The sequence below is a fragment of the Luedemannella flava genome (genome assembly GCF_039528515.1).
Classification (GTDB): domain Bacteria; phylum Actinomycetota; class Actinomycetes; order Mycobacteriales; family Micromonosporaceae; genus Luedemannella; species Luedemannella flava.
This window is the reverse complement of the sequence record NZ_BAAALT010000056.1, coordinates 1-12,062: the sequence shown is the minus strand read 5'-3', so window position 1 is coordinate 12,062 and position 12,062 is coordinate 1. Positions and strand designations below refer to the sequence as shown.

The window sequence follows — 12,062 nt, the reverse complement described above, 5'->3', positions numbered from 1 at the left end:
ATCCGCTGGTCGAAGAGGCGATGAAGAAGGCGGCGGTCGCCTGGCTGACCGTCGGCGACAACCGGGCGTACCCGGTCTGGTGCGTGTGGCTCGACGGCGCCCTGCACGTGGTCGGCGACGGCGCCGGCGAGCAGCCGCTGCCGGGCCTGGCCACCGCGTCCCGCGCGGCCGTCACCGCCCGCGGCGACCATGGCGGCCGGGTCGTCACCTGGCCCGCCCAGGTGCACCGGCTGCGCCCCGGCGACGAGGCGTGGACGGCCGTCGTGCCGCAACTGGCCGCCAAGCGCCTCAACGGCCCCGGCGGTGAGGAGCTGGCCCGCCGCTGGGAGTCCCCGGAGGTCCTGGTCTGCCGCCTCACCCCCGACGGCGACCCGGTTGAGGCCGGCCCGACCCTCCCGGACACCTCCCTGTCCGCCCCGGTCCCGGAGACCCCCGCGGTCCACCGCGTCCGCCGCCCCTTCCGCCTCCACCGCGTCCGCAAGCGCCCCTGACCACTCAGGGGCGAAGCGTCAGGGAAGCGATGTGGACCGGCCGCACCACGCTGAAGTGCCGGCGGTCCAGAGTCGCGACCTCGGCGAGCCGGTGCCGTTCAACGAGCGCTATGACACTCGCGTCCGTGCCGCCCAGCGGAAGATCGCGATACTTGTGCACGAGTTCCCGGACGCGGGCCTAATCCGCAGCCGTCAACGACTCAACCACCAGTGCACCTTCGACGATCGCTGTGAACAGCGACTCTTCGGCTGCTGACCCGAGTTCCCTGTTGATCAGGTAGGCCGCTTCCGCGACAACCAGTGGGGACGTCACCAGCGGACCGGTTGCCTCCTCCAACAACACGGGCGCCGAATGGTGGCGATCTGACCGGTCCGCAGCTGCGACGATGACTCCGGTATCGACGATGAGCACGGTCAGTCCCGACCGGACCCCTCGTCCAGAAGCTCATCGATCCGGTGGGTGATGCCGCCCGCCGACGCGCCCACGCCGATGAAGGCCAACCGGCGGACCGGCTGTTCGTCGGCCGGCGGGAGGTGCTCCACCAACTCGGTCACGACGGCGGCGAGCGGCACGCCGCGCCGGTCGGCCTCGGCGGCCAACCGGCGGAGTACGTGATCAGGAAGATCCAGCGTGACGCTCATATCGCGAGTTTACGCGGGGTCAGCCGATGAAGGGTGGGACGGCGATCTCGCCCGTCGCGATGGGGACCACGGCGCCCGTGACGGTCGCGCCCTGGGCGGTGCCGGAGGCGGCGGTGACGGTGCACTCCAGTGTGGACGGGCGGTGCAGTTCGGCGCCCTGGTGGATCGTGTAGGTCGAACGGTCGTCGGCGGGCAGCAGGCCGACGGCCACGGCGTAGACGCCGAAGGCGAGCGCGGCGGAGCCGGTGGCCGGATCCTCGGGGACGCCGGAGCCGGGGACGAAGACGCGGGCGTGGGACGCGCGACGGTCGGCGTCCCAGGCGAACACCACCAGCTCGGTCACCCCCTGACGGCGCGCCGCGTCGCTGTTCAGGCTCGCGCGGACCACCGCGTCGGGGCGGACGGCGAGGAACGTCCACTCCAGGCCGCAACCGGCCGTGCGCGGGGGCGGGCCGGCGAGATCGTCGGCGGTCAGGCCCACGATCCCCAGCAGCGGGGCGGGGTCCAGCTCGGGGCCGAGCGTCGGCGGGCCGCCCGTCAGGGTCGCGCGCCCATCGGCGTACACCTGGATGGGCAGCAGGCCCGCGCCGCATTCCTGGACCACCTCGGCGTTCGACGCGGCGTCGAGGCCCGCCCACCCACGCCGCGACAGCGTGACCGCCGTGCCCACCGACGGGTGCCCGGCGAAGGGCAGCTCGACCTCGGGCGTGAAGATCCGCAAGCGGTACGTCGCGCCGTCGGACGGCGGCAGCACGAACGCCGTCTCGGAGAGGTGGAACTCCCGAGCGAGCGCCTGCAACTGCTCGGTGGCCAGGCCCTCCGCGCCGAACACCACCGCCAGCGGGTTGCCCGTGAAGGGCCGGTCGGTGAAGACGTCGACGATCTCGTACTGCAGCTTGGCCATCGCCACTCCTCTAGTCTGGTGGCGTGACGACGGCGACCAGGGTCTACGTCGCCCGGCTCGCCGGCCTCGCCGTCTTCGACCCTAACGGAGACCAGGTGGGGCGGGTCCGCGACGCCGTGGCGCGCATCCGCGACGGCGGGCTTCCGCCCCGGGTCGTCGGCCTGGTCGCGGAGATGCCGCTGCGGCGGCGCATCTTCCTGCCGATCGGCCGGGTCACCTCGGTGGACGCCGAGTCGGTCGTGCTCAGCACCGGCACGCTGAACCTGCGCCGGTTCGAGAAGCGCCCCGGCGAGCTGCTCATCCTCGAGGACCTGCTCGACCGCAAGGTCACCATCACGGGTACGGGCGTCGCTGCCACCGTCGTGGACGTGGCCATGGAGACCACCGGTCGCCTCGGCGACTGGGTGCTCAGCCGGGTCGCCGTCCGGGAGTACACCGGGCGGCTGTCCCGCCGGGGCCACCTCTACCAGCTCGACTGGGCCGAGGTGGGCGGCCTGGTCGGCGAGGCCGAGTCGCAGGGCACCGCCTCGCTGCTGGCCGTCTTCGACAACATGCGCCCCGCCGACCTGGCCAACGTGCTGCAGGACCTGTCCGAGGAGCGGCGCGTCGAGGTGGCCACCGCGCTGGACGACGAGCGCCTCGCCGACGTGCTGGAGGAGCTGCCCGAGCACGACCAGGTCGAGATCATCGGGGCGCTGAGCCCCGAGCGCGCCGCCGACGTCCTGGAGGAGATGGACCCGGACGACGCGGCCGACCTGCTCGCCGAGCTGCCCAAGCCGGACCAGGAGACGCTGCTCGACCTCATGGAGCCCGACGAGTCGGCGCCCGTCCGCGCGCTGCTCGACTACGTCCCCGGCACCGCCGGTTCGATCATGAACTCGGAGCCGGTGGTGCTCACCCCGGACGCCACGGTCGCCGAGGCGCTCGCCCGGGTGCGCGAACCGCAGCTGTCCCCCGCGCTGGCCGCCGCCGTCTACGTGGCCCGCGCGCCGATGGCCACGCCGACCGGGCGCTACCTGGGGGTGGTGCACTTCCAGCGGCTGCTGCGCGAGCCGCCCGCCGCGATGCTCGGCGGCATCGTCGACAACGGCATCGACCCGCTCGGCACGGGCACCCGGCTGCCCGAGATCACCCGCCGGATGGCCACGTACAACCTGGTCGCGATGCCCGTCGTGGACGACGACCGGCTCGTCGGCGCGGTCACCGTCGACGATGTCCTCGACCAGCTCCTGCCGCGCGACTGGCGCGACCGCGACCAGCAGGTCAGCCGTGACTGACGACGGGACGCCTCCGGAGGAACCGGGACGTGGCGCCGAAAAACGACGCAGCGACGTCCGTCGCGGGGTGGAGCGCCGCCGTAATGCCGAGGGCCGGCGCGGGACGGAGCGGCGGGAGCCACGGTCCGAGCAGGTCATCCCGTGGCGGGAGCCGCGCGACAACCGCACGACGCTGACCCGCGACACCCGGCTCGACCAGCCCCGGCTGCGGCGCGGGCCGAAACTGCCCCGGTTCGACCCGGAGGCGTTCGGCCGGTGGTCGGAGGGGATCGCCCGGTTCATGGGGACGGCGAAGTTCCTCTTCTACATGACCCTGGTGATCATCGCCTGGATCGGTTGGAACACGCTCGCGCCCCGGGGATGGCGCTTCGACCCGTACACCTTCACGTTCCTGACCTTGATTTTGTCTCTGCAGGCGTCCTACGCCGCGCCGCTCATCCTGCTGGCGCAGAACCGGCAGGCCGACCGGGACCGGCTGGCGGCCGAGGAGGATCGCCGGCGGGCCGCGATGCAGAAGGCGGACACCGAGTACCTGACGCGGGAGATCGCGGCGCTGCGGATCGCGCTCGGCGAGGTGGCCACCCGCGACTTCCTCCGCTCGGAGCTGGCCCGGCTGGCCGAGGAGCTCGACGAGGCGGCGCACCGGCGGCACAAGCTCGCCCGCAAGGAACAGCAGAGGGCCCTGCGCCGGGCCGCCCGCCGGGAGGAGGCGCTGGCCTTCGATGAGGACCCGGACGCATTCGAGGACGACGAGGACGACATCGCGACCCCGGTAAAGGAGTCGCGCGCCTCAAGGGGCAAGACGCGCGACTCCTGAATTGATGGTCGCACCGGATGGGCGGACGTGTGGGCCGAACAAGGGCGAAAAGTCCGCCGGCCGCGTCCCAACTAGCATGGGTGCCATGCCAGACCCGAACCCTGACGCCATCCGCGCGGCTCTCGCCACCGTCAACGACCCCGAGATCCGCCGGCCCATCACGGACCTCGGCATGGTCGCCGACGTGCAGCTCGACCCGGACGGGGCGGCGCGCGTCGAGGTGCTGCTCACGGTGGCCGCCTGTCCGCTCAAGGACAAGCTGCGCGAGGACGTGACCGCCGCCGTGCTCTCGGTGGCCGGCGTGACCGGCGTCACGGTCTCCTTCGGGGTGATGACGCCGCAGCAGCGCCAGGAGCTGCAGTCCTCGCTGCGCGGGCCGCAGGCCGCCGAGCCGGTCATCCCGTTCGCCCAGCCGGGCTCGCGCACCCGCGTCTACGCGGTGGCCAGCGGCAAGGGCGGGGTCGGCAAGTCCAGCGTCACGGTGAACCTGGCCGCCGCGCTCGCCGCCCGAGGGCTGTCCGTCGGGGTGGTCGACGCGGACATCTACGGCCACTCGGTGCCGCGCATGCTCGGCACCGACGCCCGGCCCACCCAGGTCGAGGAAATGATCATGCCGCCGCAGGCGCACGGCGTGAAGGTCATCTCGATCGGCATGTTCACCAAGGGCAACGCCGCCGTGGTCTGGCGCGGGCCCATGCTGCACCGCGCGCTGCAGCAGTTCCTCGCCGACGTGTACTGGGGCGATCTCGACGTCCTCCTGCTGGACCTGCCGCCGGGCACCGGCGACGTGGCGATCTCGCTGGCCCAGCTGCTGCCCAGCGCCGAGATCCTGGTGGTGACCACCCCGCAGGCGGCGGCCGCCGAGGTCGCCGAGCGGGCCGGCGCCATCGCCCTGCAGACCCACCAGCGCCTCGTCGGCGTCGTGGAGAACATGTCCTGGCTGGAGCTGCCGACCGGCGACCGGATGGAGGTCTTCGGCTCGGGCGGCGGCGCGGTCGTGGCCGGCTCGCTGAGCCGCCTCGTCGGCGCCGAGGTGCCGCTGCTGGGCCAGATCCCGCTGGACACCCGGGTCCGCGAGGGCGGCGACGCGGGGACGCCGATCGTGCTCGCGGAACCGTCGTCGCCCGCGGCGCAGGCACTGGCCGCGGTCGCCGACCGGCTGGCGGTACGCCGGGAGAGCCTCGCCGGGCGGTCGCTCGGCCTGTCGCCGGCCGGCCGATGAACGCCCGGCGCCCGCTGCCGGGCGACGAATGGCTGGTCAGCCTCGCCATCCCGGTCGAGGCCCACTCGCGCGGCGAGGCGGTGCGAGCCTTCTGGGACTACGTCAACCAACTCGGCCCGGAGGAACTCCCGGCGTTCGTCTCCCCCGCCCGCGACGAACTCGACATGCGCGCCTACGTCCTCGACGAGCCCACCAACCTGGACCCGGAAGAGGACGACTAAGGGATCTTGGGACCAAAGTGTCGCCAGGACAGCACTTTGGTCCCAAGATTCACCAGCGTTACGCCCCGAGCAGGGCCGCCACCGCGCTTGTTGTCGCCGAGTGCTCGGTGAGGAGCGCTCGGGCGGCGGGGTTGCCCGCCGTCGGCGTCGCCGCCGGCGCACGCCATTCGCCGGGGCAGCCCAGCAACGCCGCGACCGCGTCGGTGGCGTCCGGGTGGGCGCGCAGCAGCGCCGCCGCCGGCCGGTCCGTGACGACAACGGCCGCGACCGCCGCCGGCTTTGTTCTGGCGGCCCACGGCGGCACGAAGGCGTCCACCGCCGGGAGCGTGGCGGGGAAGGTGCGGCCCGCCTCCCGGATCAGCAGCGGAACGTACTCCGCGGCGTTGTCCTTCAGCGTGGTGATCAGCGTGGGCAGCCACGGCAGCAGCACCGGGTCGGGCAGCCGCGCGAACGCGTTGGAGATCACCTCCACCACGAACGACGCGAGCTTCGGCGCGGGCTCGAGCGCCTGCACGAACCCGCTCAGGTACTGCGGGAACGACGGCACCACGAGCGGGTTGGCCAGCAGCTCGTCGCAGCGCGCCCGCAGGTCGGCCACGGTGAGCAGGCCGAGCTGGTTGCGCGCCGCCCACAGCAGCGCCACCTTGGCCGGCGACTCGGGGTGCGACTGCGCCACGGCCAGCTCCAGCTGCGCCCGGTCGCAGCCCAGCGAGATCGCCAGGCTCTCCATGCCGAACAGGAAGCCCAGCATGGCCGCGACCTGCCGCACGCCCGACTCGTCGTCGACGAACGCGGTGGGCAGCAGGGTGCAGTAGTGCGCGTACCCGCTGGTGACGAAGTCCTTGCACCAGGCGGGCAGCTCCGGCTCGGTGGCCCGGTAGTGGGCCAGCAGCCGGCGCACCCGGCGGAGCACCTCCGGTGCCTCGTCGACCGTGCGTTCGGCGGCGAGCAGTTCGACCGCCCGCGCGCCCAGCTCGTCGGTGAACCGGCGGCTGCCGAGGAAGAGGATCGAGTCCTCGACGGCCGCGAGGGCCTTCGCGGCGGTGGCGCCCTGACCCCAGACGCTGCGCCGCAGCCGCTGCTCGACGACCTGTTCGACCGTGACGCCCTCGTACCCCAGCTCGATGATCGCCCGCTGGTTGCGGCCGATCGCGAGGTCCCAACTCTCCTGGATGGACTTCTCGCCGAGCCGGCGCGACCCCATGATCGGCCGGATCGCGCCGTCGGGCAGCAGGTAGCGCAGCATCCACAGCAGGTGCGACACCGGCTCCAGCTCGGGGTGGGCCGCGAGGTCCATGAGCGCCCGGTGGATGTTGCGCTGCTCCAGGTCGAACCCGAGCGGCGCGAGCCGGTCGTACACGTCGCGGGCCAGCGGCGGCAGCGCGTCGTAGCCGACCTGCCCGATCCGGTCGCCGCCGAGCATGATCTCGCACAGCCGGCGCACGTCGCGCCGACCCGGCACGACGTCCTTCTCGATGCAGGTGACGGCCGCGTCCGCGAAGTCGTACGGCGTCGGGCGGGCGCGGTTGCGCATGCCGGCCAGCAGGATCGACGTCTCGAACACCGCGATCGCGTCGGCCGTGCTCGACAGGTACCCGTTCTTGCGGGCCAGTCGGACGATCTCCACGGACCAGCCGAGCAGCTCGTCCTCGTCGAGCCCGAGCGGCTCGGGCGGGGTGGCGAGGTAGCCGGACAGCTTGTCGGCGACCGGCGTCGACGCGACGGCGGGCGCCAGCTTGGCGGCCTTCTTCCGGCTCCCCTTCTGGCCCGAGAGCTGGAACGTCGACAGCTTCGCCGAGCTGACCGCCTTCTGCCAGGTCGCCGACGCGATCGACACCGAGCCGGGCGCGAGGCCGAACTGCGCCTCGATCGCGGAGTGACTCGACGGGATCAGGCCGTAGAGCCACTTCGTGGCCGTGCGCTCCGAGATCGCGAAGTCGCCGGACCCGTCCACCCCGAACTCGGGAACGTGGCTGGCGGCGTGGAACGCGCCGCAGACGTAGAGGCAGTCGGCCGGGTCGGCGCCGGTGGCCGCCAGGTGCTCGCGCATCCGCGTCCACATGTAGCGCTCGCGGTCCTCGTCGGTGGTCACCCGCTTCGCGTCGCCCGGCGCCAGCCGCCGGAACAGGCTGCCGATCAACACCATGACCTGCCGGTACGTGTCGTAGTCGGCGGTCACGAGCGGCTGCTCGACGTACTGGTCCCACCATTCCGACCAGTGCCGGACCCGGCCGTGGTGGAGCAGGTGCTCCTCCAGCTCCGCGAAGCGGGGCCGCAGGTCGCCGATCTCGATGCCGACCGCGTCGCCGTGCAGGTCGCCGTCCTCATCACTGGTGGTGTGGGACGAGGCTTCCTCCCGCGGTTGCCACTGGAAGACGTGGTCCGTCGACCGGTCGACGAGCACGAGCTCGACGCCCGGCGTCTCCAGGGCGTACGCGATGGCCTGGTATTCCGCCGACGACTCGGTGATCGGGGCGACCACCGACAGTGGGCCCCACTCCTTGGGGAAGCCGTCGAGGTCGGCCGCGAACGCCTGCAGGGCCACGGGCAGCCGGCAGTTGCGCAGCTCGGTCAGCAGCGGGGTCAGGTCCTCGCACAGCTCCAGGTAGATCACCTTCGGCTGCTTGTCGCGCAGGCGCCGCACCATGGCCAGGCCGGACGCCGGCGAGTGGTGGCAGACCGGGAAGATCTCCAACCGCTCGCTCAGCGCCCGGTCGACGTCGTCGACGATCCCCGCGAGGATGCCGCTGATCGCGTCCGCGCCGGCGAACTGTTCGGCCGCGCCGACCAGTTGCCCGCGCAGCTCACCGAACGGGCCCATCGTCATGACAGGGTCGCGATCGCCTGACGGCCGCCGTCGAGGAACTCGGGCCACTCGCCGCCGTCGGCCTTGCTGCGCGGCTCGACGACACCGTGCAGGTACTTGTTGAGGATGGCCAGGTCCTCCGGGCTGCGCCGGGCCAGCGAACCCACCAGCGAGCTGGCCAGGGTGGCCGCGCGCAGGGTGCGGTCGCCGAAGAAGTTGCTGTGCAGGATCGCGTCCTCCAGCACGCCGATCTGCTCGGCCGTCGACAGCGCCGACTCGAGCTTCTCGTCGTCGCTGGTCGCCGACGCGGCGGCGGCGCGCAGGTCGGCGAAGCTCTGCAGCAGGATGTCGAGCAGGTTCGGCGGCACGTCCAGCTCGATCTGGTGGCGACGCAGCAGCTCGACCGTGCGGAACCTGACGATCTCGGCCTCGCTGCGCTTGTTGCTCACCACGGGGATCTTCACGAAGTTGAACCGCCGCTTGAGCGCCGAGGACAGGTCGTTGACGCCCCGGTCGCGGCTGTTCGCGGTCGCGATGATGGAGAAGCCGGGCTTCGCGAAGACGATGTTGTCGTCGTCCAGCTCGGGGATCGAGACGTACTTCTCCGACAGGATCGAGATCAGCGCGTCCTGCACGTCGCTGGTCGAGCGGGTCAGCTCCTCGAAGCGGCCGATCACGCCGCCCTCCATGGCCGTCATGATGGGCGAGGGGATCATCGACTCGCGCGACTGGCCCTTGGCGATGACCATCGAGACGTTCCACGAGTACTTGATGTGGTCCTCGGTGGTGCCGGCCGTGCCCTGCACGACGAGCGTCGAGTTGCGGCTGATCGCGGCGGCGAGCAGCTCGGCGAGCCAGCTCTTGCCGGTGCCCGGGTCGCCGATGAGCAGCAGGCCCCGGTCCGAGGCGAGCGTCACGATGCTGCGCTCGACGAAACTGCGGTCACCGAACCACTTCTGCGCCACCTCGCGGTCGAGGCCGTCGGCGCGCTCGGAGCCGAGGATGAACAGGCGCACCATCTTCGGGCTCAGCCGCCACGAGAACGGCTTGGGGCCGTCGTCGATGGACTCCAGCCAGTCGAGCTCCTCGGCGTACTTAACCTCGGCGGGGGCGCGCAGCATTTCGTTGGTCATGGCAGGGGTCTCCTAGGCGAGGAAGTTCTTGAGTTCGACGACGAGCTTTTTGATGTGTCCGGACAGGACCGGGCGGCCCATGTCCTTGAAGCGCTGACGGAACCAGGGGTTGACGCTCTGCTGGCCGCCGCTGCTGACCGAGCCGACCGGGATGACCTTGACACCGGAGCGGTGCATGGCCTGCAGCCCGTCGAAGACGGCCTGCTCCCGCGACTCGTAGAAGTCGGAGATCCAGACCACGACGGAGTTTCGCGGGTCGGTGATCTTCGGTCGGGCGATCTCCAGGGCGACCGTGCCGTCCGTGCCGCCGCCCAGCTGGGTACGCAGCAGCACCTCGAACGGGTCGTGCACCCACGGCGTGAGGTCGATGGCCCGGGTGTCGTACGCCACGAGGTGAACGTCCACCTTCGGCAGCCCCGCGAAGATCGAGGCCAGGATCGTGCAGTTGACCATCGCGTCGACCATCGAGCCGGACTGGTCGACCACGACGACGAGCCGCGCCGGCGTGATCCGCTTGGCGGTGCGCCGGTAGAACAGCTTGTCGACGTAGAGGCGCTCGTCCTGCGGGCTCCAGTTGGTCAGGTTCTTCCAGATGGTGCGTTCGAGGTCGAGGTTGCGGAACACCCGCTTCGGCGGCACCGACCGGTCGATGGTGCCCGCCGAACTCTGCGCCACCTGCGTACGCAGCACCTCGGCGACCTCGTCCACGAACCGGCGGATGAGCGCCTTCGCGTTGGCCAGCGCCACCCCGGACAGGTTGTGCTTGTCGCGCAGCAGCTGCTCGATGAGCGACATGCTCGGGGTGAGCTGGGCGGCGAGCTTCGGGTCGGCGAGCACCTCGCGCAGGTGCATGCGGCGCACGAGGTCGCCCTCAAGGCCGGCGAGCACCCCGCCCAGGCTCGACGCGCCGGGCCGGCCGCGCAGCTCGCCGGGCTGCATGCCCAGCGCGCACTCGAACCACCCGGCGTCGGACTGCCAGCGCTGCAGCTGCGACGCGCTCACCTGGCCCGAGCCGGTGGCGAACACGTTGAGCAGCACCTTCGACACGAGCGCGGCGCGACGCACCTCGCCCCCGGTTTCGGCATCCGCCGAAGGGGCCATCAGGTTGTGCAGGTCCTCGCCGATCTCGGGGAAGCGCTGCACGATCGTGTCGACCGACACCTGCGGGTCGAGCAGCGCGGCGGGCAGGCCGAGGTCGCCCACGATCGCCATGCTGGCGCTCTCCAGCGCCGGCTGCTCCTCGGGATCGAACAGCCGCCCGAGCAGCCGCCAGTAGAGCACCTGCCGCCGGTTGGCATCTGTGGAAGACAGCTCGGTCATGCCGTCACCTCCGCTGCGCTCCGGCGCCGGCATGACTCACCACTGAGCCGATGATTCGCTCGCTGACGCTCGCTCATTTGCGCAGCAACCTTCCGGCGCGCTCGCGGAGCACCGCGACCGCGTCGCCGGCCGCCGCGGCGGACTTCGCCGCCTTGGCGTCGGTGATGGTCTCGGCCCAGTCGCTGTTGTGGGCCGAGACCGGCTTCTTCTTCACCGTGCCCTGCACCGCGAGCGGCTGCAGCGACCAGTCGCCGTCCCAGCGCAACAACCCGATGCAGGCGGACGAGGCGGCCACCAGGTCGGCGGTGAGCGGCCCGCAGGACGGCAGCCGGTCGAGCGCCACCGGGAGTGTCGTGCCACCCAGCTCCAACACGCCCTCGGTCACGCTGTAGCCCTCCACCAGGACCAGCTCCGCGAGCGCGACCGGGTGCCGGTCGAGCGGCGGCACGGCCGGGGCCTGCGCGCCCGCGAGCAGCACCCGGGCGGTGGCGAACGGGTCGGCCGGCTCGCCGGCCTTCGCCTGCCCGTCGCGCCACAGCAGGTCGCCGCTGGGCAGCAGCGGGACGTCGGTCAGTTCGAGGACCCGGTGCTCGGCGAGCGCGGCGCGCAGCACCGGCACGGTGCCGAACAGCCGCCACACGGCCGGGCCGACGATGGTGTCCGTCTTCGCGGCCGCGACGCTGGCGCGCACCAGGCGCGGGGTGGCGCCGGGGGCCTCCAGGACGCCGTGGACCTGCAGCTGCACCACCGTGCTGTGCTCGTGCACGTCGACGCCGAGCACCAGCAGCCGGCCGGAGACGGGAGTGGCCGTCGGGGTCGCGGCCCAGCCGCCGTTCTGGGCGAGCAGCATCGCCCGCGACCAGAGGTCGCCCCAGCGGCGCAGCGGGACGTTCGGCATCGTGGCGACCGGGCTGGCCGCCCGCAGTTCGGCGGCGAGGCCGTCGAGCAGGACCGCGAGCCGGCGCGCGGCCGGCACGGCGAGCAGCGCGGCGATCGTCTGGTTGGCGGCGGAGACGAGGTCATGGTCGACGCCCCGCCAGCCGCCGATCGCGACCTCGCGCAACCACGAGCGGGTCCCGGCGAGCAGGTTGTCCACCGCGGCCGGCTCCCCGGCCGGAGCGGGGGACCACTCGGCGCGGGTGCGGCCCACCGCCGCGTCCACCGCGCCCTGCAGCGCGTCGTGCGTGGCGCCGAGCAGCGCCGACCGGCCGCCGGCGAGCGCCGCGAGG

12 protein-coding genes are annotated in these 12,062 nt (G+C 72.4%); 5 read left to right on the top strand and 7 right to left on the bottom strand.

The window, feature by feature from the left end; all coding sequences use genetic code 11:
• The first annotated feature begins 20 nt into the window (after positions 1 to 20).
• The gene (locus tag ABD211_RS11340) at positions 21 to 491 is read left to right on the top strand and encodes a hypothetical protein (RefSeq protein ID WP_344129188.1); all 471 of its coding nucleotides are present in this window, start codon (positions 21 to 23) and stop codon (positions 489 to 491) included.
• Positions 492 to 669: 178 nt separating this feature from the next.
• On the opposite strand, the gene ABD211_RS11335 is transcribed toward ABD211_RS11340, so the two are convergent.
• The 3 genes from ABD211_RS11335 to ABD211_RS11325 are packed head-to-tail and all read right to left on the bottom strand — an operon-like array spanning position 670 to position 2,037.
• Positions 670 to 903 carry a PIN domain-containing protein gene (locus ABD211_RS11335; protein ID WP_344129129.1) on the bottom strand — a complete coding sequence of 78 codons (234 nt, stop codon included), beginning with the start codon at positions 901 to 903 and terminating at the stop codon, positions 670 to 672.
• Between the two features lie 2 nt (positions 904 to 905).
• Positions 906 to 1,133, bottom strand: coding sequence for a hypothetical protein (locus tag ABD211_RS11330; RefSeq protein ID WP_344129127.1), 228 nt, complete (start codon positions 1,131 to 1,133; stop codon positions 906 to 908).
• Between the two features lie 19 nt (positions 1,134 to 1,152).
• Positions 1,153 to 2,037 (bottom strand): PhzF family phenazine biosynthesis protein, encoded by an 885-nt coding sequence (locus tag ABD211_RS11325; RefSeq protein WP_344129125.1) that lies wholly within the window; start codon positions 2,035 to 2,037, stop codon positions 1,153 to 1,155.
• A 23-nt stretch (positions 2,038 to 2,060) separates the two neighbouring features.
• On the opposite strand from ABD211_RS11325, the gene ABD211_RS11320 reads away from it, so the two are divergent.
• The 4 genes from ABD211_RS11320 (at position 2,061) to ABD211_RS11305 (ending at position 5,574) form a co-directional block, all read left to right on the top strand.
• The gene (locus ABD211_RS11320; RefSeq protein ID WP_344129123.1) at positions 2,061 to 3,314 is read left to right on the top strand and encodes a magnesium transporter MgtE N-terminal domain-containing protein; all 1,254 of its coding nucleotides are present in this window, start codon (positions 2,061 to 2,063) and stop codon (positions 3,312 to 3,314) included.
• 172 nt (positions 3,315 to 3,486) lie between these two features.
• Complete coding sequence (locus ABD211_RS11315; protein WP_344129186.1) at positions 3,487 to 4,131, top strand: DUF1003 domain-containing protein; 645 nt, start codon at positions 3,487 to 3,489, stop codon at positions 4,129 to 4,131.
• An 85-nt stretch (positions 4,132 to 4,216) separates the two neighbouring features.
• A complete protein-coding gene (locus ABD211_RS11310) occupies positions 4,217 to 5,353 on the top strand; it encodes a P-loop NTPase (RefSeq protein WP_425560396.1) in 1,137 nt (378 codons plus the stop codon).
• The gene (locus tag ABD211_RS11305) at positions 5,350 to 5,574 is read left to right on the top strand and encodes a hypothetical protein (protein WP_425560395.1); all 225 of its coding nucleotides are present in this window, start codon (positions 5,350 to 5,352) and stop codon (positions 5,572 to 5,574) included. Before ABD211_RS11310 ends, ABD211_RS11305 begins: the two co-directional genes overlap by 4 nt.
• Before the next feature lie 58 nt (positions 5,575 to 5,632).
• Here the strand turns inward: ABD211_RS11305 and ABD211_RS11300 are convergent, their stop codons facing one another.
• The 4 genes from ABD211_RS11300 to ABD211_RS11285 all read right to left on the bottom strand — a co-directional run.
• On the bottom strand, positions 5,633 to 8,401 hold the full coding sequence (locus ABD211_RS11300) for a DUF5682 family protein (protein ID WP_344129119.1): 2,769 nt from the start codon (positions 8,399 to 8,401) through the stop codon (positions 5,633 to 5,635).
• A complete protein-coding gene (locus tag ABD211_RS11295; RefSeq protein ID WP_344129117.1) occupies positions 8,398 to 9,513 on the bottom strand; it encodes an ATP-binding protein in 1,116 nt (371 codons plus the stop codon). The genes ABD211_RS11300 and ABD211_RS11295 overlap by 4 nt, the downstream gene beginning before the upstream one ends.
• Positions 9,514 to 9,525: 12 nt before the next feature.
• Entirely contained in the window at positions 9,526 to 10,833 is a 1,308-nt protein-coding gene (locus ABD211_RS11290) for a VWA domain-containing protein (RefSeq protein WP_344129115.1), read from the bottom strand.
• 73 nt (positions 10,834 to 10,906) lie between these two features.
• On the bottom strand, positions 10,907 to 12,062 hold a 1,156-nt coding region (locus ABD211_RS11285), incomplete at its 5' end, for a hypothetical protein (protein WP_344129113.1).

What these genes read in the sequence shown, in the direction of transcription:
- ABD211_RS11305 (WP_425560395.1), top strand. Translation starts at nt 5,350, where the DNA reads ATGAACGCCCGGCGCCCGCTGCCGGGCGACGAATGGCTGGTCAGCCTC.
- ABD211_RS11295 (WP_344129117.1), bottom strand. Translation starts at nt 9,513, where the DNA reads ATGACCAACGAAATGCTGCGCGCCCCCGCCGAGGTTAAGTACGCCGAG.
- ABD211_RS11310 (WP_425560396.1), top strand. Translation starts at nt 4,217, where the DNA reads ATGCCAGACCCGAACCCTGACGCCATCCGCGCGGCTCTCGCCACCGTC.
- ABD211_RS11290 (WP_344129115.1), bottom strand. Translation starts at nt 10,833, where the DNA reads ATGACCGAGCTGTCTTCCACAGATGCCAACCGGCGGCAGGTGCTCTAC.
- ABD211_RS11340 (WP_344129188.1), top strand. Translation starts at nt 21, where the DNA reads ATGAAGAAGGCGGCGGTCGCCTGGCTGACCGTCGGCGACAACCGGGCG.
- ABD211_RS11300 (WP_344129119.1), bottom strand. Translation starts at nt 8,401, where the DNA reads ATGACGATGGGCCCGTTCGGTGAGCTGCGCGGGCAACTGGTCGGCGCG.
- ABD211_RS11325 (WP_344129125.1), bottom strand. Translation starts at nt 2,037, where the DNA reads ATGGCCAAGCTGCAGTACGAGATCGTCGACGTCTTCACCGACCGGCCC.
- ABD211_RS11330 (WP_344129127.1), bottom strand. Translation starts at nt 1,133, where the DNA reads ATGAGCGTCACGCTGGATCTTCCTGATCACGTACTCCGCCGGTTGGCC.